We start from the raw sequence: 23,662 nt of genomic DNA on the forward strand, positions 1-23,662 counted from the left end.
GTGTTGTCCTAGATATCGTCATGCCAGGTGCGGCCGTCGCGCTCGATCAGCGCGATGGCCTGGCTCGGGCCCCAGGTGCCGGCGGTATAGCCCTGCACCTGCTGGCCGGTCGTTTCCCAACCTTTCAGGATCGGGTCGACCCACTGCCATGCGGCCTCCACTTCGTCGCGGCGCATGAACAGGGTCTGGTTGGAGCGCACCACGTCCATCAGCAGGCGCTCGTAGGCGTCGGGATTGCGGACGTTGAAGGCCTGGGCGAAACTCATGTCGAGCGAAACGTTGCGAAGGCGCATGCCGCCCGGACCCGGATCCTTGATCATCAGCGACTGTTTGACGCCTTCGTCCGGCTGCAGGCGGATGATCAGCTGGTTCTGGCTGATGCGGCCGGCGGCCTGGTCGAAGATCGCATGCGGGATCGACTTGAAGGTGATGACGATCTCGGACATACGGCCGGCAAGGCGCTTGCCGGTTCTGATGTAGAAGGGAACGCCCGCCCAGCGCCAGTTGTTGATCTCGGCTTTGATGGCGACGAAGGTCTCGGTGTTCGAGACGCCGCCTTCCAGCTCTTCCAGATAGCCCTTGACCGGGCCGTTGCCGGACGCGCCGGCGCGGTACTGGCCGCGAACGGTCGCCTGCTCGACATTGGAGGCGTTGATCGGCTTCAGGGCACGCAGCACCTTGAGCTTCTCGTCGCGCACGGCTTCCGAATCCATCGAGGAGGGGACTTCCATCGCCGTCAGGCAGAGCAGCTGCAGAATGTGGTTCTGCACCATGTCGCGCAGCGCCCCGGCGGTATCGTAATAGCCCGCGCGGCCTTCGAGGCCGACGGCTTCGGCGACGGTGATCTGCACGTGGTCGATGTAGTTGGCATTCCAGAGCGGCTCATAGAGCGCGTTGGCGAAACGCAGCGCCATCAGGTTCTGCACAGTCTCCTTGCCGAGATAGTGGTCGATGCGGAAGATCTGCTCTTCCTTGAAGACGCGGCCGATATTGTCGTTGAGCTGCAAGGCTGAGGCGAGATCGCGGCCGATCGGCTTCTCGACGACGATGCGGGTCGACTTGGTGATGAGCTTATGGTCGTGAATCTTCTGCGAGATATCGCCGAAAATCCCGGGCGCGACGGCGAGATAGAAAGCGCGCACGCGGTCCTTGCCCTCGTCGAGCAGCTTCTTCAGCTGATCCCAGCCGCTGTCGGCGCGGGCATCGACCGAGACGTAATAGAGGCGGGCGCAAAACTTCTCCACTTCCGCGTCGTCATATTCGCCCTTCTTCAGATGTTCCTTGAGCGCATCGCGAGCGAATTTGCGGTATTCCTCGTGGGTCAGCGGGCTGCGGGATGCGCCGATCACGCGGGTCGGTTCGCCAAACTGGCCTTCGATCTGGCGATGATAGAGGGCGGGCAGCAACTTGCGTTCGGCAAGGTCGCCGCTGCCGCCGAAGACGACATAATCAAAAGGCTCAACGGGAATGATCTGGCTGCTCATGAGCTTTGTCTCTCAATCAGGCTGGTTGACGGCCCTTTTAATCTAATCGATTTAAAAAAGCCAGTGTGCAGTGCAATGAATCTGTCAGGCACCGGTTTTAGAGCGAATTCCGCGAAGAGGAAATCCGCAAATGGACTAAAACTTGTCGCGAAGGGCAAACCACGACAAGGCGAGGAAAAGCAACGGCGCCCGCATTCGGGCTCCGCCGGGAAAGGCCGGAATATCGAGCGATTTGAACAGGTCGAGATCGCTGGATTTTCCAAGCACCGCTTCCGCGTAGAGCTTGCCACAATAGTTTGACAGCATGACGCCATGGCCGGAATAACCGCCGATCGAGGTGACGCCGGGCATCACCTCGCGTACGAAAAGCTGGCGCGGCATGGTGATGCCGACGCTGCCGCCCCAGGAATGGGTGATTTCGATATCTTTCAGCGCGGGATAGATTTCGGCGATCTGTCGGCGGATATGCTGCGAAATGTCCTTCGGATTATCAGACGTATAGGCCTCCCGCCCACCGAACAGCAGGCGGCCGTCCCCGAATTTGCGGAAGTAGCGCACGACGAAGCGCGAATCGGCCACGGCTTCGCCGCCCGGCAGCACATCGGGATGCCCGTCGAGCGGGACTGTGGCGCCGATGAAGGAACGGATCGGCATGACATGGCTTGCCGTCACCGGCTCGAGATTGCCGATGTAACCGTTGCAGGCGATCAGCGCGCGGTCGGCGGTGATCGTTCCGCGTTCGGTTTCGATCGTCACCTTGCCGCCGCCCTGGCGCACCGCCGTTGCCCTGGTCATCTCGTAGATGGCAGCGCCGGCATTGGCGGCGACACGGGCAAGCCCGACCAGCAGCTTCAGCGGATGGATATGCCCGGTGCCGACATCGCGCACGCCGCAATGAAAACGTTTCGAGCCGAGCCTTTCCTGCGTTTCCTTCTCGTCCATGAAGCTGAGATGCGGATAGCCGTAGCGTTGCGCGGCGATCTCCGCATTTTCATAATAATCGCGCTTGTAGCTCGCCTTGTGGGCGACGTTGAGTTGGCCGGGCGCATAGTCGATCTCGATCTGATGCTCACGGGCGAAATCGATGAGATGGCGCTTTGCGTCCTCGGCAAGATCGAACAGCGCCTTGGAGCGTTCGTAGCCGATCTTTTCCTCGAGTTCTTCCGGCCACCATCGCTGGCCGGTGCCGAGTTGGCCGCCATTGCGCCCGGACGCTCCGTCTCCGAAACGGCAGGCCTCGATCAGCACCACCGAAACGCCCGATTTGGCAAGATGATAGGCGGCCTGCAGGCCGGTATAGCCGCCGCCGATGATGGCGACGTCTGTTGTTCTGGAGCCGTCGAGAGCGGGATAGGTGGGCCGCTCGCCGACGGTGGCCTGATACCAGGACAAGCCCGGCGCGATCGGGCTCTGCCACATCTCTTGCGATGCCATGACGCTCCCTCACACGTTGAGCAGAAGGAATTCCCGCTCCCAGGGGCTGATCACCTGCATGAAGGTTTCGAATTCGCCGCGCTTGACGCCGGCATAAAGGCCGATGAACTGCGAGCCGAACACCTCTTCGAAGGCCGGTTCGTCTTCCAGCAGCGCCACGGCTTCCAGCAGGCCGCGCGGCAGGTCGATCGAGCCCTCATTGGCCGAATCCTCGGTCGGCGCCGTCGGCTCGATCTGCTTCATGATGCCGAGCAGGCCGGCGGCGAGCGAGGCGGCGAGCGCCAGATACGGATTGGCGTCCGAGCTCGGCAGCCGGTTTTCCACGCGTCGGGCCTGCGGATCGGAGACCGGGACGCGGAAAGCGGTCGTCCGGTTGTCGTAGCCCCAGGCATTGTTGACGGGGCAGGACATGTCGGGCTGCAGGCGGCGGTAGGAATTCACGTAGGGCGCCAGCATCGCCATCGCGCTCGGCACGAATTTCTGCATGCCGCCGATGAAATGGAAGAATTCCTTCGAGGCCGATCCATCCGGATTGGAGAACACGTTCTTGCCCGTCTCGATATTGACCACCGACTGGTGGATATGCATCGCCGAACCCGGCTGGCCCTGCATCGGCTTGGCCATGAAGGTCGCATAGATGTCGTGTTTCAGCGCCGCCTCGCGGATCGTGCGCTTGAACAGGAACACCTGGTCCGCGAGCTCGATCGGATTGCCATGGCGCAGGTTGATCTCCAGCTGCGCCGGTCCTTCCTCGTGGATCAGCGTGTCGATCTCCAGGCCCTGCTTTTCCGAGAAGTGGTAGATGTCGTCGATCAGTTCGTCGAACTCGTTGATGCCGGCGATCGAGTAGCCCTGGCCGCCGAGGATCGAGCGGCCCGAGCGGCCTTTGGGCGGATGCAGCGGATAGTCGGGGTCGTCATTCTTGGCGACCAGGTAGAATTCGATCTCGGGTGCTACGATCGGCTTCCAGCCGCGCTCATGATAGAGGCTCATGATCCGCTTCAGCACGTTGCGCGGCGTATAGGGCACCTCCCCGCCGTCCGAATCGACGATGTCGCAGATCACCTGCGCCGTCGGATCGGTCTCCCAGGGCACGACCGAAAGCGTCGAAAGGTCGGGCATCAGCTTCAGGTCGCTGTCGCGCGGTTCGTAGCGGAAGCTCTCGGTCTCCTCGGGATACTCGCCCGAAATCGTATGCCGATAGATCGCCGAAGGCAGCGCAAGCGAGGTGTTCGAGGTGAATTTCGAGCTCGGCATCATCTTGCCGCGCGGAACGCCGGCAAGGTCCGGCGTGATGCATTCGATGTCTTCGATGCCCCTGGCCCTCAGCCACTGTGCTGCTTCCTTCCAGTTCGCAACGCCGCGCAGAGATCCGGGGTCCGGAGGTGTTTTCGTCGAGGCGGATACGTTTCTGGCAGGCTTCAGCGTCGTCTTTTTTGGGGACATGACACACCGGTTTGGTTGATCGTGGCGCCATCATAACCGGACTTTGCCAATTGGCGAGGGGGCGCAAACGTTGACTTTCGCCCTTTGATGGAAAAAGAAGACGCGACTTTCGATTGGGGAAACGGGTTTGCAGCGCAAAAGCGACGTCATCGTCATCGGCGCCGGGGCGGCGGGCATGATGGCGGCCATCCGCGCGGGAAAGCGCGGCCGCTCCGTCGTGGTCCTCGACCATGCGAGGGCGCCCGGCGAGAAGATCCGCATATCAGGGGGCGGCCGCTGCAATTTCACCAATATCCATGCCGGTCCGAAGAATTTCCTCTCCGCCAATCCGCATTTCTGCAAGTCCGCGCTCGCCCGCTTCACGCCCGCCGATTTCATCGCCATGGTCGACCGGCACGGCATTGCCTGGCATGAAAAGACCTTGGGTCAGCTCTTTTGCGACGATAGCGCCAAGGACATCATCCGCATGCTGTTGGACGAGATGCGCGCAGCCGGCACTGCGCTGCATCTCGGCACCGAGATTGCGGGTGTTGAAAAGATAGGCGAGGGCTTCCGCGTCTTAACCGGTGGGGGTGCTTATGAAGCGTCGGCGCTCATCGTTGCGACCGGCGGCAAATCGATCCCGAAGATGGGCGCGACCGGCCTTGCCTATCGTCTTGCCGAACAATTCGGCCTGGCCGTGCTCGAAACCCGTCCCGGCCTCGTGCCGCTGACGCTCGATCCCGGCCTGCTCGAAAGCATCGCGCCGCTCGCCGGCATTTCCGCTCCCGCCGAGATCCGGCACGGGAAGACGGCTTTCCGGGAAGCGCTGCTCTTCACCCATCGCGGGCTCAGCGGCCCCGCCATTCTGCAAATCTCCTCCTACTGGCGCGAAGGCGACGAGATCGTCGTCGCGATCGAACCGGATATCGACATCGCGGCGCATCTGAAGACGGCAAAGCAGCGCAATGGACGCCAGTCGCCGCAGACGGCGCTCGGTGAGATCCTGCCGAAACGGCTGGCGCAGTTTCTCGCGGAGCGCGAAAAAATCTCCGGCAACATGGCGGACTTGCCTGACAAGGCGCTGCTGCGCCTTGCCGCCAGCGCTCAGAACTGGCCGGTCAAGCCTTCCGGCTCGGAAGGTTACCGTACCGCCGAAGTGACGCTCGGCGGCATCGACACGGCAGGACTCGATTCCCGCAGCATGGAGGCGAAGGCCGTGCCCGGCCTTTATTTCATCGGCGAATGCGTCGACGTCACCGGCTGGCTCGGCGGCTATAATTTCCAGTGGGCCTGGGCCTCCGGTTTTGCCGCGGGCGAATACGCCTGAAGCTCTGTTTTTCTGCACGTCACTCCTGCATATATTAGCAATATCGATTCAAGACTTCTTAATAGAGGTGCGCCATCCTGTCTCAATTGGCGGTTTGCAGAGCTCTTCCTAAATTAAGCTTTACGGACAAGCCGATTTGTTGGATTGTTGTGTCACATGAGAAGTGAGGTTTCGAGCATGACCAGAAACGCACGACGCGCCCGCGCCATCGCAATTGCCGAGGCAAAGCCGAACGCCCGGATGGTCGCCCTGCATTGCCTCATGCTCGCAGCCGGCGCCACCGCAGCCAGCCTCGCACTGCTGCTCTCACACGTCATCTGATCCTGTCGTCAGGGCTCTACGAAGGCCTCGGCATCGCGATCGCCGGACGGTCCACAATTTGCAACTATTTCACCGCCTTGGCTTAACCCGCCATAACCGCTTATCCGAAAATTAAGATCTAATCTGACACAATTGCCCGCGAATATTTGGGCATCTCCAAGTTGTTGGAAATGAACTGGCAATGACTGCCGCCTGGCTTCCGGGTTTCCCAGTGTAAATTTTTAGAACAGCTCGATGTGCACCCGGCGGCGCCATGTGGCCGCCTGCCGGAGGAGTGGTGTATGAAAGGCCCGGAACGCCATGTTGATTGATAAGATTCTTTCCCGTTTCAGGATCAAGACGAAGGTTCTGATCTTCGTTCTGCCCTTCGTGGTCACCATTTCGGCCGTGGGCCTCACGGGCCTTTACGCTTCCGGACTTCTGCAGGGGCGCATGGAAATATCCAACAGCGTGCTGCAGTCGCTGAGCGGCTTCAAGGACCTCTACGGTTCGATGGACGATTTCCTGCGCATCACCAGCCAGCAGGCGCGCGACAAGCTGCTCACCGACCTGAAGACCCAGCAGGGCGTGCTCGACGCGACGCTGGACCAGGTGGGCGAAGAGGCCGCCGGCCGCGACAGCCTTGCGGAAGCTTCGCGCCGCACCAAGGACATCTCGGGCGTCGTCGACAAGCTCTGGGCGCTGCATGAGCAGGAACAGGCCTTGCACGAGTCGATCGACGCGGCGCAGAAGAGCCTGATTAGCACCCGCTTCACGGTCACCTACCAGGCCGATGAACTGCAGACCGCGCTGCAGCGCGACGAGGGCGCCGCCACCATCACCCTTCGCACGGCCGACCGCCTGCTGAAGGGCGGCGATTTCCTCGGCAGCGTCGCCAGCGGCTACAGCAAGCCACAGACGCCTGAGGACAAGATCGCCTACATCAAGCAACAGCTGCCTGAGATCATGAAGTCCCAGCGGCTGATCGCCATCTCGGTCCCCACCAACCAGAAGAACGTCATCGACTCGCTGGCTGCGACCATCGACAGCATCAAGACGATCGCCGAGATGCCCAGCCCGACCGAAGAGAACATCACCGAGCTCGGCCGTCTCGTTTCGCGCTTCCGCCAGACCTCGACCTATACGCAGCTGACCGCGACGCAGAAGATGCGCGAGGCGACACAGCGCTTCGCCGAGCTCGAAGGCCGCATCGCCCAGACCAATTCCGTCCTTCAGGACACGCGGCGCCTCGAAAATTCCGTCTATTCGCTGCAGATCGTTCTTTCCGATTTCCTCGCCAACTCGAGCAAGGAGAACCTCGTGCGTTTGCAGCAGCAGGCCGGCACGCTCGGCAAGGATATGCAGGTGCTGACCACCAGCGCCAAGGGCATGGGCTTTGCCGAGGGCATCTCCGGCGCGATCCAGCCGGCGCTCGATGCCATCTCCGGCGGCGGCTCAAAGATCGTCGAGACGATCGGTGAGCGCGTCACCGCATATGCTGCGGCCCGCCAGGAACTGGATGATATCTGGAAGAAGCTCACCGATTTCGCCGAGCTGCAGAAGCAGACGGCCGGAACCGAACGCACCCAGGCAAACAGCATCTCCGTCATGACCACCGGCCTCGGTATCCTCCTGTCGATCCTCGGCGGCATCGCCCTGGTGCTGACGCTGCAGCGCCCGATCAGCCAGATCACCGCCGCCATGCGCCGCATCGCGGAAGGGGCGCTGGACACCAGCATCTCCGGCGAGAAGCGCTACGACGAAATCGGCGACATGGCCCGCGCGCTTGGCATCTTCAAGGAAAACGCCATCTCGAAGATCCGCATCGAGGAGCAGAGCGACGAGGAACGCGCCGCCGCCGAACACGAGCGCCAGCGCAACGACGCGGAAAAACGCGAAATGGATCGCCAGATCGAATTCGCCGTCAACCAGCTCGCCGCCGGCCTCGAGCGCATGTCGCAGGGCGACATTTCGACGACGATCGAAACGCCGTTCATCGGCCGTCTCGAACAGCTGCGCCAGGATTTCAACGGTTCGATGATGCGCCTGCAGGCGACGATGAGCCAGATCCGCGACAATGTCGAACTGATCCAGGGCAACGGCAACCAGATGGCCCAGTCGGCCGAGGACCTCTCCAAGCGCACCGAGCAGCAGGCCGCCTCGCTCGAAGAGACCGCGGCCGCCGTCGACGAGATCACCGTCACCGTGCGCTCGTCGGCCGAACGCGCCAAGGATGCAGACCAGATCGTCCGCCAGGCCAAGCGCAGCGCTGATGATTCCGCTGTCGTCGTCAGCAACGCAATCGATGCGATGAGCCGCATCGAAGAGGCCTCGCGCCAGATCGAGCAGATCATCGGCGTCATCGACGAGATCGCCTTCCAGACCAACCTGCTGGCGCTGAACGCCGGCATCGAGGCGGCGCGCGCCGGCGAGGCGGGCAAGGGCTTTGCCGTCGTCGCCATGGAAGTGCGCGAACTTGCCCAGCGCTCCGCAGCCGCGGCGCAGGAGATCAAGGGTCTGATCAACAAGTCGACCAACGAGGTCAGTTCCGGCTCGCAATTCGTGCAGGAGACCGGGACGGTGCTTGCCAAGATCAGCGCCCAGATCGTCACGATCAGCCAGCATGTCGAGATGATCGCCCGCGCCAGCCACGACCAGTCCAACGCGCTGCAGAGCGTCAATGCGACGGTCAACCAGATGGACCAGATGACGCAGCAGAATGCCGCGATGGTGGAAGAGACCACCGCCGCAAGCCGGGAACTCGCCGACGAGGCGGACTCGCTGCGCCGTCTCATCCAGCAGTTCAAGATCGACGGCGGTGCGGCCGAAGCGCCGATCTACCGCGCCGCCTGATCATCGATCGATCCTGTCCCTTTCGAGCGGCCTCGGACCTCCGGGGCCGCTCTATTTTATTGTGCGGAAGTCGCGCTGTGATTGAAAAGATCTGAATGGCGAAAGAATAGGTGGAGAGCCAGGGACGGTCTTTCGTGCGAATAGGCGAAAATATCTGAAAACAGGCGAATAATACCTTCGGCAGCACTGATTTACGGAAAATTTTCCTTAACGCTTTTCGTCTAATTTAGCACTGGTTCTTCTGCCGGGGGTTTTGATGCTGCGCCTTTTCTCTACGTCGATCGTGCGTCAGATCGTTGCGATCACGCTGTTTCTGCTGGCCGTCAGCACGGCTGCCATCGTCGGCGCGACCTATTACAATCTGAGTGGCCATGTCATGGACGGGGCCGTCGCTGACGCCAGGGACGCCACCCGCGCGATGGCCGTCCTCTACGGCGCGGCCGATCAGGCGGCAAAGATCGAGCTGAAGGACAATCAGCTTACGGCCGTCACGGAAGACGCCATTCCGGCCCTTGCCGATCATTCGCTGGTTGACCGGACGGCGCAATCGATCGCAGGCGTTGCCACGATCTTCCAGAAACAGGGCGGCGACTACGTCCGCATATCCACGAACGTCAAGAAGGAAAACGGCGACCGCGCCGTCGGCACCAAGCTCGCCGCCGATCATCCCGCCCAGCCGGTTCTCGCCAAGGGCGAGGCCTATTATGGCCAGGCGCAGCTTTTCGGCCGAAAGTTCATGACCGGTTATTTCCCCATCAAGAGCGCATCGAACGCCAATGTCGGCCTTCTCTTCATCGGCATTCCGATGGAAGTCTACTATGAGCGTTTGAACGAACTGCAGATGCTGGTTCTCGGCGCCGGCACCATCGTCATGCTGCTCGTCGGTGTTCTCGCCTATTATACGATCCGCCTGTCGGTGCAGCCTATGCAGGCGCTGACCGCGAGCGTCCATTCGATCTCCTCGGGCAATCTCGATGGAGCGATCCCCTGCACCGAGAAGAAGAACGAGTTCGGCGAGATCGGCCGGGCCTTGGCGCTCTTCCGCGACAGCGCCCGCGCCAAACGCGATCTGGAAACGCAGGCGGCCGAGCAGCGCGCGTTCAGCGATGCCGAACGCGCCAGGAACGATGCGGACAAGCGCTCGCTCGACGGCCAGATCGACTTTGCCGTCAACCAGCTGGCGGCCGGCCTCGGGCGCCTGTCGCAGGGTGACGTCTCGCAGACGATCAGCACGCCGTTCGTCGGCCGGCTGGAACAGTTGCGCGTCGATTTCAACGCTTCGCTCCTGCGGCTCCAGGATACGCTGTCGGGTATCCGCGACAGCGCCTCGACGATGCAGCGCAACAGCGGCGCAGTCTCCGCCTCCGCCGACGAGCTTTCCAAGCGCACCGAGGCGCAGGCGGCAAGCCTCGAAGAGACGGCGGCCGCCGTGGAGGAGATCACCGTGACGGTCCGCTCTTCCGCCGAGCGTGCCCGTGAGGCGAATAACGTGGTGGCTGCCACCAAGCGGACGGCCGACAATTCCGGCGCTGTGGTCGGCGATGCCGTCGCCGCCATGGAGCGTATCGAGCAGGCCTCGCAGCGCATCGAGCAGATCATTGAGGTGATCGACGACATTGCCTTCCAGACCAATCTTCTGGCGCTGAACGCCGGCATCGAGGCGGCGCGCGCCGGCGAGGCGGGCAAAGGTTTTGCCGTCGTCGCCCAGGAGGTCCGCGAACTCGCCCAGCGTTCGGCCGATGCGGCGCGCGAGATCAAGTCGCTCATCGAGACCTCGAGCCGGGAAGTGACGGCAGGCTCCGAGCTGGTCCAGAAGACCGGCAGCGTGCTTGCCTCGATCAGCCACGAGATCATTGCGATCAGCGGCCATGTCGAGACCATCGCCACCGCAAGCCGCGATCAGTCGGCCGCATTGCAGGAGGTCAACGGCTCGGTCAACGCCATGGACCAGATGACCCAGAAGAACGCCTCGATGGTTGCCGAGACGACGCAGGCAAGCCGCCTGCTCGCAGGCGAGGCCGATACGCTGATGGCGCTGATCGAGCGGTTTCGTATCGTGGCGGAATCCGCACCCGCTCACCTTACGGCCAGGAAAGTCGCCTGAGCCCCGCAGCCGGCGTCGGTTCGGGCCGGCGCCGTGCGGTCTTTTCGCCACCTGAGGTCTCTCGATGTCAGCCAGGTGGCGAACCGGACGAGGGGGCTATCTCCGAATTCGGCGTAGAATTCATCCTCGCTCTGTTTCGGATGATATCCCAGGGAATGTTGAACATCGCGGATACCTGCGATTGCGATCATGTCGATCATGGGAGTGTCCTTTCCATTGCCAGACACCCCATGATTTAAGCGTCGAATTTCTCTTCATAAATAGCAGAAACCCGGCTATGTTTTTCATCGATGAAAAACGCAAACTGGGACTCCTACCAACTATTCCTGCAAGTCGCCCGGCTCGGCGGCCTGACCGGGGCAAGCACCGCAAGCGGGCTCAGCCCCGCGACCATCGGCCGGCGCATGCTCGATCTCGAACAGGAGATCGGCCGCGGATTGTTTTCGCGCAGCCAGACGGGATATCGCCTGACGCAGGACGGCCAGGCGCTGCTCGATCATCTTCAGGAAATGGAAGCCGCCGCCCGCAAGGTGGAAGCGTGGCGGCAATCCGGTGAGGGCGGCACGACGGTCAGGATTGCAGCCGGCACCTGGGTCGCCTGGCTTCTGACGGAGAATTTCGCGGCGATCCGCATGCCGGGCGATAGCTTCGCCATCTCGCTGACCATCGGTGAGGCGCGCGCGAGCCTTGCCTATCGCGAAAGCGATATCGGCATTCGCGCCTTCGAACCGGCAGAGGCCAACCTTGCCGCACGTCTGCTCGGCGAGGTGGCCTATGCCGTCTATATCAGACGCAATGCCGCTGAAACGGATGACCGCTGGATCGCGGTCGCCGAGGAGGAGGCAATATCGGCCTATCTGCGCTGGCCGCACGCCAATGCCGCGGCCGGCATCGTCGCCACCGTCAATCGGCCGCGTTCGCTGCCGGATATGGTGCGCGCCGGCGCCGGCAAGGCGGTGCTTCCCTGTTTCGTCGGCGATCTTCATCCCGAATTGCAGCGGCAGGGCGGCGAGCTGCCGGAATTGCGCCACCGGCAATGGATCGTCATGAATGCCGAGGACCGTCATCGCCCGGAGATCCGCACGGTCGCCGACCGCATGACGAAGCTGATCAGAAGTTATGCCGATCTCTTCGCCGGAAAACGACCAAGCCGCGGTTGATGCTCAAGGACATAGGTTCCAGACGATGACGCCCGCGCGTCTCTTGGGATGCGCGGGCGCTCTGAGTTGATGGCCGGGACCGGTAAGGTCAGGCCCGTCTGCGTCTTTTCTCAGTGCCGGTTGGTGACGACGACGGGGATCAAGAGATCGCCCCAGTTGCCGTCGCCGCCGTGGTGACGGGCCGAGCGCACCAGCTCGACCGAGACGCCGGCTTCGACGGCTTTCATGACCGATTGGTTCAGCCGATGCAGGTCGTTGGCGAGCATGCGGATCGTCGTCTGCTGATCGTCGCTCATGCTCGATGCCTGCTCTTCAGCCCGTTCCCGGACGCGTGCGATGGATGCCATGGTCTTCTCCTCCTCTTCGGGTTATTCCGCAGCCGGTTTGAACTGCGCATGTTCGGTTGAATCGTGCATTGCCGTGGTCGAAGACCGGCCGCCGGTGATGGCGAGCGATACCGCGTCGAAATAGCCGGTGCCGACCTCGCGCTGATGCTTGGTGGCGGTATAGCCGTTGACCTCGGCGTCGAATTCCGCCTGCTGCAGCTCCGAATAGGCCGACATCTGCCGCTGCCGGTAGCCGCGCGCCAGTTCGTACATGCCGAAATTCAGCTGGTGGAAGCCGGCGAGCGTGATGAACTGGAACTTGTAGCCCATCGCGCCGAGCTCGCGCTGGAACTTCGCGATCGTCGCCTCGTCGAGGTTCTTCTTCCAGTTGAACGAAGGCGAGCAATTGTAAGCGAGCAGCTTGCCCGGATAGACCTTGTGCACGCCTTCGGCAAAGCGCCGCGCCTGCTCGAGATCCGGCTTCGACGTTTCGCACCAGATCAGATCGCAATGCGGCGCATAGGCGACGGCACGGGCGATGCAGGGCTCGATGCCGTTCCTGACCTGGTAGAAACCTTCGACCGTGCGCCCAGCATCATAGTCGACGAAGGGCTGGTCGCGCTCGTCGATATCGGACGTCAGGAGTTTCGCCGCTTCCGCATCGGTGCGGGCGATGACGAGTGTGGCAACGCCCATGACGTCGGCGGCAAGCCGGGCGGCGTCGAGATTGCGGATATGGGCGGCGGTCGGGATCAGCACCTTGCCGCCGAGATGGCCGCATTTCTTCTCCGAGGCCAACTGGTCCTCAAAATGAACGCCGGCGGCGCCCGCCTCGATATAGGCCTTCATGATCTCGAAGGCATTGAGCGGCCCGCCGAAGCCTGCCTCCGCATCGGCGACGATCGGCGCGAACCAGGTGTCGACGGAAAGGCCCTGGCCTTCCGAAGTCTCGATCTGATCGGCGCGCTGCAGCGTGCGGTTGATGCGCTTGGCAAGCTCCGGCCCGGCATTGGCCGGATAGAGAGACTGATCGGGATACATGGCGGAGGCCGTATTGGCGTCGGCCGCAACCTGCCAGCCGGAGAGATAGATCGCCTTGAGTCCGGCGCGCACCATCTGCATGGCCTGGTTGCCGGAAAGCGCGCCGAGCGCATTGACGAAATCTTCCTGATGCAGGAGCCGCCACAACCGGTCCGCCCCCATTTCCGCCAGCGTATGGCGCAGTGTCACCGAGCCCCTGAGCCGCTGTACGTCATCGGCCGAGTAGGGCCTCTCGATGCCGTCGAAGCGGGTTGCCGTTGTATTTGGGACGAGTTTGTAAAAATCGGTCACGCTGTTCTCCTCGCTGAAATCCTATGCAAAGTGGATGCATGACAAGATTGACAATAACGTCCGAAATGACCAGGAAAACCTTTGATTTCTGGCTTGGAAAGAGGTTAAGATGACGAGGATTGACAGACGGAAGCTGTGAATTTGTAACAAATTGTAAATAAGCTCCTCCCTGCGTTGTCAAAAGGTGTGACATGGCGGAACGCAAGATATTCGCAGGCGCGAAAGTGCGGCGCATCCGCAATGCGCTGGCGCTGACGCAGACCGCCATGGCCGAGGCGCTGGAGATCTCGCCTTCCTATCTGAACCTCATCGAGCGCAACCAGCGGCCGCTGACGGTGCAGCTCCTTCTCAAGCTTGCGGCCGTCTACAGGGTCGACCTGGAGGAGCTGCGGGGCCAGACCGGCGGCAGTCTCGGTCAGCTCAAGGAGATCTTTGCCGACCCGCTGCTATCCGGCGAGCTGCCGGGCGATCAGGAATTGGTGGAGGTTGCCGAGGCGGCTCCCAATGCCGCGAGCGGTATGATCAAGCTCTATCGCGCCTATCGCGAGCAGGCGGCAAGATTGTCCGACCTGACGGCGCTGATGGCCGCCGAAGGCCATGCGCCTATTGCCGCCGGCCGGTTGCCGCTGGATGAGGTGCGCGAGACGCTGGAGCGCAGGTCCGCCTATTTCGCGCGGATCGAGGCGGCGGCGGAAGCCTTTGCCGCAACGCTTCCCGGCGGAGCCGATCTCGGCGCCGGGCTGAAGGACTGGCTGCGCTCGGAGCGCGGCATCGCGGTGCGTGTGCTGCCGGTGCATGTCATGCCGGATCTGCGCCGCCGTTTCGATCGCCATTCGATGCGGCTCTTCATTTCCGAACGTCTGTCGCAGGCCGACCGCGCGCATGAGATAGCCATTGAAGCGGTGACGCTGGCGTTGTTGCCGGCGATCGAGGCCGAGCTCGACGACCTCTCGCTCTCCTCGGCCGAGGCGCGCCGCATCGCCCGTTTCGAGCTTGCGCGCATCGCCGCCCTGGCGCTCGCAATGCCTTACGAGGCCTTCTTGTCAGCGGCGAAATCGACGCGCTACGACATCGATATCCTGCGTGCCCGTTTCGGGGTCTCCTTCGGCCATGCCGCCGCACGTCTTGCCATGCTGCAGCGTCCCGGCGCTGCCGCGATCCCCTTCTTCGTGATCGAGATCGATGCTGCCGGCCACCGGCTGCGCAGGGCGGGCGCCCAAGGCTTTCCGCAGGCCGGCTTCGGCGGAGGCTGTCCAAAGCTCAACATTCACGCCGCTTTTCTGCAGCCCGGGCAGATCCTTGCCGAAACGGTCGCCATGCCGGACGGCGCATCCTTCCTGACGATCGCCCGCACGCTGGAGGGACCGAGCGTCGAATTCGGCGAAAGGGTGAGGCGCACCGCGATCCTGATCGGCTGCGACGCTGCCCTCGGCGAGGGGCTGGTTTACGGGCAGGCGACGGCGCTCGATCCGGTCGCGATCGGTCCGGCCTGTCGGCTGTGCGAGCGGCGCGGCTGCCTTTCCCGCTCCGAGCCGCCGGTGACGAGACCGCTCGGGCTCGATGAGATGGTGGCGGGGCTGAGCGCCTTCGACTTCCAGTGATTGTGAAATCGTTGAAGACACAGGATTTTGCGCTTGTGGGCTCCGGAATTCCTTCTTAGTCTGCGGGCAAAACCAGAGGGAAAAGATGTCCGGGGATGCGGAATCTTTGAACAAACAGGAGAAGTCATGAGGTCAACCATCCTAACCGTGACGGCCGCCGCCGTTGCCGCACTCCTTGCTGCCGCTCCGGCCCTTGCGCAGGAGCGCGTGGTCAACGTCTACAACTGGTCGGATTACATTGACGACAGCATCCTGACCGACTTCACCAAGGAGACCGGCATCAAGGTCGTCTACGATACGTTCGATTCGAACGAGACCGTGGAAACCAAGCTGCTTGCCGGTGGCACGGGTTATGACGTCGTCGTCCCCACGGCCGACTTCCTGCAGCGCCAGATCCAGGCAGGGGTTTTCCAGAAGCTCGACAAGTCCAAACTGCCGAACCTCTCCAACATGTGGGACGTAATCCTGCAGCGCACCGCGTCCTATGATCCGGGCAACGAATATGCGGTCGACTACATGTGGGGCACCGACGGCATCGGCTACAACGTCAAGAAGGTCGCCGAAATTCTCGGGCCGGATGCCAAGCCCGGCCTCGAAGTGATCTTCGATCCGAAGGTCGCCGAAAAGTTCAAGGACTGCGGCATATACGTGCTCGATACCCCGAAGGACGTCATGACCACGGCTTTGCGGTATTTGGGCCTCGATCCGAACTCCACCAAGGCCGAAGATTTCAAGAAGGTCGAGGAACTGCTGACGGCGGTGCGCCCCTATATCCGCAAGTTCCATTCGTCCGAATACATCAACGCCCTTGCCAATGGTGATATCTGCATCGCCTTCGGCTATTCCGGCGACATGCTGCAGGCCCGCGACCGTGCGGCCGAAGCCAAGAACGGCGTCGAGGTCAACTACTCGATCCCGGTGCAAGGCGCCCAGATGTGGTTCGACATGATGGCGATCCCCGCCGATGCCAAGCATGTGGCCGAAGCGCATGAATTCCTGAACTACATGATGAAGCCCGAGGTCATCGCCAAGGCGAGCGACCACACCTTCTATGCGAACGGCAACAAGGCCTCGCAGCAGTTCGTCAGCAAGGAAGTGCTGGAAGATCCGGCCGTCTATCCGACGGAGGAGGTGATGAAGAACCTCTTCACCGTCAAGCCGTGGGACCCGAAGACCCAGCGCACGGCGACGAGAATCTGGACGAAGGTCGTCACCGGCCAGTAAGTGATGCCAGGCCCGGACGGAAACGTCCGGGCCTTTCCATTACCGGCCAGGGTGAGGAGGCCGGCTGAATCTGTATTTTCGGGGAATAATATGAAATCTTTGGGCAATATCCGCCGCGCTTTCGCACCCTGGACCGATCCGTCCGCAAAACCTTTCATTGCCTTCAAGAATGTCACCAAGCGCTTCGGCGATTTCACCGCCGTCGATAATCTGTCGCTTGATATCTATCACCGCGAGTTCTTCGCGCTGCTCGGCGCGTCCGGCTGCGGAAAGTCGACGCTTCTGCGCATGCTCGCCGGCTTCGAGCAGCCGACGTCGGGCGAAATCGTTCTCGACGGCACCAATCTCGCCGGCACGCCGCCTTATAAGCGGCCGGTCAATATGATGTTCCAGTCCTACGCGCTTTTCCCGCACATGACGGTCGAGAAGAACATCGCCTTCGGCCTGAAGCAGGATGGCATGCCGAAAGACGAAATGGCCGAGCGCGTCGCCCAGATGCTGAAGCTCGTAAAGCTCGAGCAGTTTGCCTCGCGCAAGCCGAACCAGCTCTCCGGCGGCCAGCGCCAGCGCGTGGCGCTCGCCCGTTCGCTCGCCAAGCGCCCGAAAGTGCTGCTGCTCGACGAGCCGCTCGGCGCGCTCGACAAGAAACTGCGCGAGGAAACCCAGTTCGAGCTGATGGACCTGCAGCAGAACCTCGGCCTCACCTTCGTCGTCGTCACGCACGACCAGGAAGAGGCGATGACCATGGCAGACCGCATCGCCGTCATGAGCCATGGCAAGGTGGTGCAGGTGGCAACGCCGGCCGAAATCTACGAGGCGCCGAATTCGCGCTTCGTCGCGGACTTCATCGGCGACGTAAATATCTTCGACGGCAAGGTGACGACGTCAGGAAATGGCGCTGTCGAGATCGCGGTCGAAAGCGGCTTCACGATCCGCAGTGCCGCGGCGGAGACGCCCGCCATTGGCAATACCGTGGGCTTTGCCATCCGCCCGGAAAAGATCCGCGTGACGCGCGCAGCACCCGCGAACGCCTCGGTCAATACCGCCAAGGGCGAAATCTGGGATATCGCCTACCTCGGCGACATGACCGTCTTCCACATCAAGCTGCCGAGCGGCAAGTTCGTCAGAGCCTCTTCCCTCAACGCGCAGCGTTCCGTCGAAGACCCCTTCAGCTATGATCAGGACGTCTGGGTCTCCTTCGATGAGAATGGCGGCGTGCTGCTGAAGGATTGAGATCATGGGAACCCTTGCCTCACGCTTCTACAGCCGCCTCGTCATCATCATTCCCTATGCCTGGCTGCTGCTTTTCTTTCTGGCGCCGTTCTTCATCGTCTTCCGCATCTCGCTGTCGACGACGGCGATCGCCATCCCGCCTTATGAGCCCGTCTTCTCATTTGCCGACGGCTGGGCCGGTTTCTGGAGCAAGGTCGCGACTTTCTCCTTCGACAATTATAACTACCTCATAGACGATCCGCTCTATTTCAACGCCTATCTGTCGAGCGTCATCATCGCTGGTATTTCGACCTTCCTGATGCTGCTGATCGCCTATCCGATCGCCTACGGGATGGCGCAGGCCCCGCGCCGCATCCGCCCGACGCTCTTGATGCTCGTCATCCTGCCGTTCTGGACGAGCTTCCTGATCCGCGTCTATGCCTGGATCGCCATCCTGAAGCCGGAGGGGTTGCTGAACCAGCTTCTCCTGTCGCTGCATATCATCGACAGCCCCTTGATCATCCTCAACACCACGACGGCCGTCTACATCGGCATCGTCTATTCCTACCTGCCCTTCATGGTGCTGCCGCTCTATTCGGCGCTCGAAAAGATGGACGGCACGCTGATCGAGGCGGCCCAGGATCTCGGCTGCACTCCGACCCAGGCCTTCTGGCGCGTCACCTTTCCGCTGTCGATCCCCGGCGTGGTGGCCGGCTGCATGCTGGTCTTCATCCCGGCCGTCGGTGAATTCGTCATCCCGGATCTTCTCGGCGGTTCGCAGACACTGATGATCGGCAAGACACTGTGGAACGAATTCAACGCCAACAGAGACTGGCCAGTCTCCTCGGCAGTCGCGACGATCCTGCTGCTGATCCTGGTGATCCCGATCGTCTTCTTCCAGAATGCGCAGGCCAAGGCCGAAGAGCGGGGGAAATAAGCCATGCTGAGATGGACCCGTTTCAACATCATCTCCGTCGTGCTCGGTTTTGCCTTCCTCTACCTGCCGATCGTGCTTCTGGTGGTTTTCTCCTTCAACGAGTCGAAGCTCGTCACCGTCTGGGGCGGCTTCTCTATCAAGTGGTATGTCTCGCTGCTCTCGAACCAGGCCCTGCTCGATGCAGCCTGGGTGACGATCCGTGTCGGTGTGCTGTCGGCCACCTTCGCAACCGTCCTCGGCACGATGGCGGCGCTGACGCTGGTGCGCTACACGCGCTTCCGCGGCCGCATGCTCTTCTCAGGCATGGTCTACGCGCCGCTTGTCATGCCGGAGGTCATCACCGGCCTGTCGCTGCTGCTGCTCTTCGTGGCGATCGGCCTCGACCGCGGCTTCTGGACCATCACGCTGGCGCATACGACGCTGACCATGTGCTTCGTCGCCGTCGTCGTGCAGTCGCGCCTCTTAAGCTTCGACCAGTCGATCGAGGAGGCGGCTCAGGATCTGGGTGCGCCGCCGGTGCGGACCTTCTTCGAGATCACGTTGCCGATCATCTCGCCGGCGGTGTTTTCGGGCTGGATCCTGGCTTTCACCCTGTCGCTGGATGACCTCGTGATCGCAAGCTTCACCTCCGGCCCCGGTGCAACCACGCTGCCGATGAAGATCTACAGCCAGGTGCGCCTCGGCGTGACGCCTGAGATCAATGCGATCTGCACGATCCTGATCGCCATCGTGGCGGTCGGCGTCATCTGCGCATCCATCGTCACCAAGCGGCGCGAAGTGCAGCGCGAGCGCGATGAGCGGGCGGCTGCTGCCGGCGCCTGAGCGGTTTGCCCTGTCCGGAGTGGGCTCTCTACTGCGCGTGGGGCGCGTTGTTGAGAAGTGGAACCGGCGAGATCACCGGGTTCGGCCATGAGCCGCCGACGAAAAACGGCAGAAGCGGCAACTCTGCCGCCTTGGCCGGATCGGTCGCCTCCAGCGACCCGGAAAGTGCCAGCCCGTTCGACTGATAGGTAATTACGCCGGAAAGCGTCAGCGTCTGCTCCGGCCCGGCGACACGGGCGTCATGGATTTCGGCCGAGCCGTTGGCGAAATCGGCTTGAAGGTCCAACTGATTGAAGGCGAAGGCGCCGTCTGCTGCTGCACTCAGCGGGAAGAATGGCTTCTGGGCCGCCTGTACCCTGAGCGCTCCGGCGTCGATGCCGGGAATCGTGCCTTGCCTCGTCCAGAAATGCAGCTTGCCGGTGACGTCGCCAAGGCCGGACGTCCAGATCGCCTTCGACGACTGCAGGTCGAGGTCGAGCGATCCCGTGGCAAGCGGCAGCGGCCCCTTGAGCTGCAGTCGTTCGGCAAGGGTTGCGAAGTCGGCATTCCGGATCGACAGCTGCAGCTTTCCGCCGCCATCGAAATCGCGCTGCGTCGCTTCCAGATGCGCCGTCAATTCACCACCTTCGAACTGGCTGTCGCCGATATCGAATTTCGCCTCGCCGCCCGTCACGATCATGCTGGCGCCGAGATCGGAAAGCTCGAAGAGACCCATCTGCGCACGGCGGGCCGAAAGCCTGACATCGACATCGAGCACCTTCAGCGGCTCTCGCATGTCGGCCGAGATCTCTTCCGCCTCGCCGGCGGCGAGCCGCAGCGCGAAGGCGTCGAGGAATGGCTTGAGGTTCATTTGGTCGAAGGCGAGCGTACCGCCGATCTTTGGCCGCTTGCCCGGCGCCGTAGATAGATCCATCACGCCGGTGGCGCTCGCTTCGTTCAGCGATAGGCTGAGATCGTTGAAGCGCAGCCCGTTGCCTGACGACATGATGTCGGATTCCAGCGAGGCGCTCTTCAGCGTGCCGATGCCGGGGATCGATTTGCCAGACCATGTGAGAAGCGCCGGCATGTCGGGAATGCTGATGGCGATGTTGCCGGAAAGGGAAGAAAGGCTGGCGATGCTGGCGACACCCTGGAAGCGCGCTGTCATCAGGTTCGACGTGAGCGACGTCCTGGCCTCGGCATTCCTGCCGGCAAAGGCGAGCAGCGGCTGGCGCGAGGCGTAGTCGACCTTCAGGTCCTCGCCGTTGATGCGGGCGATGACGACTGCCGAGATGGCGCCTGAAAGCCTCGGCCAGGCAATGTCGGCCGTGACGCTGTCGAAGCGGTAGATCTTGCTGCTCTTGACGTCGGTGACGACGAGCGTGCCGTCCTCGACGGTCACCGCACCGATTTCGGCGTCGAGATCGGTGTCGAGCACCTCCGCGCCATTTTCGTAGCGAACGCCGGCAATCGCGCGCGCAAGCAGGCCGGCATAACTCCAGTCGATCAGCCCTTTCTCATCACGCGTCAGCGCCAGGTTCGGACGCAGCAGGTGGAATTCGTGGAAGCTGGTCCGGCCTCTCAGCGCATCGATGAGGCTGAAATCGGCCGACAGGCTTTCAATGCTGCCGAGCAGCTTGTCGCCGCTTTCGCGCGGCTGGCGGATGGTGACCTGATTCAGCGTGATGCGTGGCGTCGGCCAGAATTCCAGAACCGGGTTTCCCTTGATCTCGGCATGATAGCCCGTCCATTTGGACAGCGCGTCCTCGATGCCGGAACGCACGAAGCCGGTCGTGATCAGATAGGGCGCCGCGACCCTGAGAGCCACGAAAAGCCCAAGTGCGATCAGGAGGAACAGCGTCGAAAGACGGGCAAAGGCCGGGAGCCACCGCGAAACGGGTCCGATCTTCCTGCGCCACCTGCGATGTCTTGACGTGCTCATGATCTCCGCCGGTAATTCAGCCGGTTACCCCGTTATGCGCTGATTTCGCCGGATATATGAAATGCCGGGCGTATGCAAATCCCCTCCGGCGTCCAGGCGCCCGATGACGCGGTTCCGCACTTTATAATGCAATGCAGCATGATATAAAGACCGGATTGGGGAGGAGGATTGAATGCAGGATAACAGACCACTTTGGGCGCCTTCGGAAGACGCCGTCGCAAAAAGCCCGATCCATGCCTTCATGGAGCGTTGCAACGCCGAATTCGGCCTTTCTCTTTCTGGCTTTCAGGATCTGCACGCATGGTCGGTGGCCGAGCGGGAGAATTTCTGGTCGGCGGTCTGGGATTTCTGCGGCGTGAAAGGGGAGCGCGGCGCAAGGGTCCTGGTCGACGACGACCGCATGCTGGGCGCGCGCTTCTTTCCCGACGCGACGCTGAACTTTGCCGAAAACCTGCTGTCGGGCCGCGGCGAGGCCGATGCCATCATCTTCCGCGGCGAGGACAAGGCCCGGGATCGCTGGTCTTGGGACCGGCTGCGCGCGCTCGTCTCGAAGCTGCAGCAGGCCTTCAAGGCGCAAGGCATCTCTGAAGGCGACCGCATTGCCGCCATGATGCCGAACATGCCGGAGACCGTCGCCGCCATGCTCGCCGCCGCCTCGATCGGCGCCATATGGTCGTCCTGCTCCCCCGATTTCGGCGAGCAGGGCGTGCTCGACCGCTTCGGCCAGATCGGCCCCAGGCTTTTCATCGCCTGCGATGCCTATTGGTATTCCGGCAAGCTGCAGGATGTCGGCCCCAAGGTCGCCGCGGTCGCAAGAAGCCTGGGCGTGCCTGTCGTCGTCGTTCACTATGCCGGCGATGCCGAGGCCGTGGCGCGCAACACTCCCGATGCGTCGACGTTGGAAGCCTTCGTCGCGCCCTATGAGTCAGCGGAGGTCGAGTTCACGCGCCTTGGCTTCTCGCATCCGCTCTACATCCTCTTTTCGTCAGGCACGACGGGGGTGCCGAAATGCATCGTGCATTCGGCCGGCGGCACGCTGCTGCAGCACCTCAAGGAGCAGCGGCTGCATTGCGGCCTGGAGGCCGGCGAAAAGCTCTTCTATTTCACCACCTGCGGCTGGATGATGTGGAACTGGCTGGTCAGCGGATTGGCGAGCGGCGCCACGCTCTGCCTGTTCGACGGCTCGCCTTTTGCACCTGACGGCAACGTATTGTTCGACTATGCCGAGGCTGAGAAATTCGCGATCTTCGGCACCTCGGCGAAATATATCGATGCGGTGCGCAAGAGCGGCCTGACGCCGCGCGTGAGCCATGATCTCTCCAGCCTCCGGCTGATGACCTCCACCGGCTCGCCGCTGTCGCCCGAAGGCTTCACCTTCGTCTATGAGGGCATCAAGCAAGACGTGCAGCTCGCCTCGATTTCGGGCGGCACCGATATCGTCTCCTGCTTCGTGCTCGGCAATCCGCTGCAGCCGGTCTGGCGCGGTGAGATCCAGGGGCCGGGCCTCGGCCTTGCCGTCGACGTGTGGGACGATGACGGCAAGCCGGTGCGGGGAGAGAAGGGTGAGCTCGTCTGCACCAAGGCCTTCCCCTCGATGCCGGTCATGTTCTGGAACGACCCCGATGGCGCCAAATATCGCGCCGCCTATTTCGACCGGTTCGACAATGTCTGGTGCCACGGCGATTTCGCCGAATGGACGGAGCATGGTGGTCTGATCATCCACGGCCGTTCGGATGCGACGCTCAATCCCGGCGGCGTGCGCATCGGCACGGCGGAGATCTATAATCAGGTCGAGCAGATGGAGGAGGTGGCCGAAGCGCTGTGCATCGGCCAGGAGTGGGACGACGATGTGCGCGTCATCCTCTTCGTCCGCCTCGCATCCGGCGTCACGCTGACAGAGGATCTCGTCAAGGCGATCAAGACGCGCATCCGCACCGGCGCCTCGCCGCGGCACGTGCCGGCGAAGATCATCGCCGTTGCCGATATTCCCCGCACCAAATCCGGCAAGATCGTCGAGCTTGCCGTGCGCGAGGTCGTTCACAACAGGCCGGTGAAAAACCTGGAAGCGCTTGCCAATCCCGAGGCGCTGGGGCTCTTTGCGGGCCTGAGCGAGCTGAAAGATTGAGGTGCGCGGGACTGCTAATTTTTACCATTCATCAATTCGGTGTCATGGAAACCTTTCGTTAAGAAAGGTTGG

Annotated in this window: 18 protein-coding genes; 11 read left to right on the forward strand and 7 right to left on the reverse strand. The window is 62.2% G+C overall.

Annotation, left to right across the window (positions count from 1 at the left end):
- Positions 1 to 8 precede the first annotated feature (8 nt).
- From zwf to ATY78_RS00960, 3 genes are all read right to left on the reverse strand, one after another.
- Positions 9 to 1,484, reverse strand: coding sequence for a glucose-6-phosphate dehydrogenase (gene zwf, locus ATY78_RS00950; RefSeq protein ID WP_088680473.1), 1,476 nt, complete (start codon positions 1,482 to 1,484; stop codon positions 9 to 11).
- 135 nt (positions 1,485 to 1,619) lie between these two features.
- Entirely contained in the window at positions 1,620 to 2,918 is a 1,299-nt protein-coding gene (locus ATY78_RS00955; RefSeq protein ID WP_088680474.1) for an FAD-binding oxidoreductase, read from the reverse strand.
- Between the two features lie 9 nt (positions 2,919 to 2,927).
- The gene (locus tag ATY78_RS00960) at positions 2,928 to 4,364 is read right to left on the reverse strand and encodes a glutamine synthetase family protein (protein ID WP_088680475.1); all 1,437 of its coding nucleotides are present in this window, start codon (positions 4,362 to 4,364) and stop codon (positions 2,928 to 2,930) included.
- Positions 4,365 to 4,476: 112 nt separating this feature from the next.
- On the opposite strand from ATY78_RS00960, the gene ATY78_RS00965 reads away from it, so the two are divergent.
- From ATY78_RS00965 to ATY78_RS00975, 4 genes are all read left to right on the forward strand, one after another.
- Complete coding sequence (locus ATY78_RS00965) at positions 4,477 to 5,673, forward strand: NAD(P)/FAD-dependent oxidoreductase (RefSeq protein WP_088680476.1); 1,197 nt, start codon at positions 4,477 to 4,479, stop codon at positions 5,671 to 5,673.
- Positions 5,674 to 5,850: 177 nt separating this feature from the next.
- A complete protein-coding gene (locus ATY78_RS28390; protein WP_190237361.1) occupies positions 5,851 to 5,994 on the forward strand; it encodes a hypothetical protein in 144 nt (47 codons plus the stop codon).
- 300 nt (positions 5,995 to 6,294) lie between these two features.
- Positions 6,295 to 8,826 carry a HAMP domain-containing methyl-accepting chemotaxis protein gene (locus ATY78_RS00970; RefSeq protein ID WP_088680477.1) on the forward strand — a complete coding sequence of 844 codons (2,532 nt, stop codon included), beginning with the start codon at positions 6,295 to 6,297 and terminating at the stop codon, positions 8,824 to 8,826.
- A gap of 256 nt (positions 8,827 to 9,082) precedes the next feature.
- Positions 9,083 to 10,930, forward strand: a complete 1,848-nt coding sequence (locus ATY78_RS00975; protein WP_088680478.1) for a methyl-accepting chemotaxis protein — start codon at positions 9,083 to 9,085, stop codon at positions 10,928 to 10,930.
- Here the strand turns inward: ATY78_RS00975 and ATY78_RS00980 are convergent.
- Positions 10,903 to 11,130, reverse strand: a complete 228-nt coding sequence (locus tag ATY78_RS00980) for a hypothetical protein (protein ID WP_088680479.1) — start codon at positions 11,128 to 11,130, stop codon at positions 10,903 to 10,905. The genes ATY78_RS00975 and ATY78_RS00980 overlap by 28 nt on opposite strands.
- Before the next feature lie 90 nt (positions 11,131 to 11,220).
- Between ATY78_RS00980 and ATY78_RS00985 the strand changes: the two genes are divergently transcribed.
- Entirely contained in the window at positions 11,221 to 12,090 is an 870-nt protein-coding gene (locus tag ATY78_RS00985) for a LysR family transcriptional regulator (protein ID WP_088680480.1), read from the forward strand.
- A 110-nt stretch (positions 12,091 to 12,200) separates the two neighbouring features.
- Here ATY78_RS00985 and ATY78_RS00990 read toward each other — a convergent pair whose 3' ends face one another.
- Together ATY78_RS00990 and aceA are read right to left on the reverse strand one after the other, a co-directional pair.
- A complete protein-coding gene (locus ATY78_RS00990; RefSeq protein WP_088680481.1) occupies positions 12,201 to 12,437 on the reverse strand; it encodes a hypothetical protein in 237 nt (78 codons plus the stop codon).
- A 21-nt stretch (positions 12,438 to 12,458) separates the two neighbouring features.
- Positions 12,459 to 13,748, reverse strand: coding sequence for an isocitrate lyase (gene aceA, locus ATY78_RS00995; RefSeq protein ID WP_088680482.1), 1,290 nt, complete (start codon positions 13,746 to 13,748; stop codon positions 12,459 to 12,461).
- 191 nt (positions 13,749 to 13,939) lie between these two features.
- On the opposite strand from aceA, the gene ATY78_RS01000 reads away from it, so the two are divergent.
- The 5 genes from ATY78_RS01000 (at position 13,940) to ATY78_RS01020 (ending at position 19,544) form a co-directional block, all read left to right on the forward strand.
- Positions 13,940 to 15,349, forward strand: a complete 1,410-nt coding sequence (locus tag ATY78_RS01000) for a helix-turn-helix transcriptional regulator (RefSeq protein ID WP_088680483.1) — start codon at positions 13,940 to 13,942, stop codon at positions 15,347 to 15,349.
- A 126-nt stretch (positions 15,350 to 15,475) separates the two neighbouring features.
- Entirely contained in the window at positions 15,476 to 16,573 is a 1,098-nt protein-coding gene (locus ATY78_RS01005; RefSeq protein WP_088680484.1) for a polyamine ABC transporter substrate-binding protein, read from the forward strand.
- Positions 16,574 to 16,663: 90 nt separating this feature from the next.
- Positions 16,664 to 17,806, forward strand: a complete 1,143-nt coding sequence (locus ATY78_RS01010; protein ID WP_088680485.1) for an ABC transporter ATP-binding protein — start codon at positions 16,664 to 16,666, stop codon at positions 17,804 to 17,806.
- A 4-nt stretch (positions 17,807 to 17,810) separates the two neighbouring features.
- Positions 17,811 to 18,722 carry an ABC transporter permease subunit gene (locus ATY78_RS01015; RefSeq protein ID WP_088680486.1) on the forward strand — a complete coding sequence of 304 codons (912 nt, stop codon included), beginning with the start codon at positions 17,811 to 17,813 and terminating at the stop codon, positions 18,720 to 18,722.
- 3 nt (positions 18,723 to 18,725) lie between these two features.
- Positions 18,726 to 19,544, forward strand: a complete 819-nt coding sequence (locus tag ATY78_RS01020) for an ABC transporter permease subunit (RefSeq protein ID WP_088680487.1) — start codon at positions 18,726 to 18,728, stop codon at positions 19,542 to 19,544.
- Between the two features lie 28 nt (positions 19,545 to 19,572).
- Here ATY78_RS01020 and ATY78_RS01025 read toward each other — a convergent pair whose 3' ends face one another.
- On the reverse strand, positions 19,573 to 21,465 hold the full coding sequence (locus ATY78_RS01025) for an AsmA family protein (RefSeq protein WP_088680488.1): 1,893 nt from the start codon (positions 21,463 to 21,465) through the stop codon (positions 19,573 to 19,575).
- Between the two features lie 172 nt (positions 21,466 to 21,637).
- Between ATY78_RS01025 and ATY78_RS01030 the strand changes: the two genes are divergently transcribed.
- Positions 21,638 to 23,590 (forward strand): acetoacetate--CoA ligase, encoded by a 1,953-nt coding sequence (locus tag ATY78_RS01030; protein WP_088680489.1) that lies wholly within the window; start codon positions 21,638 to 21,640, stop codon positions 23,588 to 23,590.
- Positions 23,591 to 23,662: the final 72 nt, after the last annotated feature.

The sequence above is a fragment of the Rhizobium sp. R635 genome (assembly GCF_002211285.1).
In the GTDB taxonomy this organism is placed as follows: Bacteria; Pseudomonadota; Alphaproteobacteria; order Rhizobiales; family Rhizobiaceae; genus Rhizobium.

Coding starts and splice junctions, on each gene's coding strand:
- ATY78_RS00975 (WP_088680478.1), top strand. CDS start 9,083: ATGCTGCGCCTTTTCTCTACGTCGATCGTGCGTCAGATCGTTGCGATC.
- ATY78_RS01010 (WP_088680485.1), top strand. CDS start 16,664: ATGAAATCTTTGGGCAATATCCGCCGCGCTTTCGCACCCTGGACCGAT.
- ATY78_RS00970 (WP_088680477.1), top strand. CDS start 6,295: ATGTTGATTGATAAGATTCTTTCCCGTTTCAGGATCAAGACGAAGGTT.
- ATY78_RS01030 (WP_088680489.1), top strand. CDS start 21,638: ATGCAGGATAACAGACCACTTTGGGCGCCTTCGGAAGACGCCGTCGCA.
- zwf (WP_088680473.1), bottom strand. CDS start 1,484: ATGAGCAGCCAGATCATTCCCGTTGAGCCTTTTGATTATGTCGTCTTC.
- ATY78_RS28390 (WP_190237361.1), top strand. CDS start 5,851: ATGACCAGAAACGCACGACGCGCCCGCGCCATCGCAATTGCCGAGGCA.
- ATY78_RS01025 (WP_088680488.1), bottom strand. CDS start 21,465: ATGAGCACGTCAAGACATCGCAGGTGGCGCAGGAAGATCGGACCCGTT.
- ATY78_RS01005 (WP_088680484.1), top strand. CDS start 15,476: ATGAGGTCAACCATCCTAACCGTGACGGCCGCCGCCGTTGCCGCACTC.
- ATY78_RS01015 (WP_088680486.1), top strand. CDS start 17,811: ATGGGAACCCTTGCCTCACGCTTCTACAGCCGCCTCGTCATCATCATT.
- ATY78_RS01020 (WP_088680487.1), top strand. CDS start 18,726: ATGCTGAGATGGACCCGTTTCAACATCATCTCCGTCGTGCTCGGTTTT.
- ATY78_RS00955 (WP_088680474.1), bottom strand. CDS start 2,918: ATGGCATCGCAAGAGATGTGGCAGAGCCCGATCGCGCCGGGCTTGTCC.
- ATY78_RS00960 (WP_088680475.1), bottom strand. CDS start 4,364: ATGTCCCCAAAAAAGACGACGCTGAAGCCTGCCAGAAACGTATCCGCC.
- ATY78_RS00990 (WP_088680481.1), bottom strand. CDS start 12,437: ATGGCATCCATCGCACGCGTCCGGGAACGGGCTGAAGAGCAGGCATCG.
- ATY78_RS01000 (WP_088680483.1), top strand. CDS start 13,940: ATGGCGGAACGCAAGATATTCGCAGGCGCGAAAGTGCGGCGCATCCGC.
- ATY78_RS00985 (WP_088680480.1), top strand. CDS start 11,221: ATGAAAAACGCAAACTGGGACTCCTACCAACTATTCCTGCAAGTCGCC.
- ATY78_RS00980 (WP_088680479.1), bottom strand. CDS start 11,130: ATGATCGACATGATCGCAATCGCAGGTATCCGCGATGTTCAACATTCC.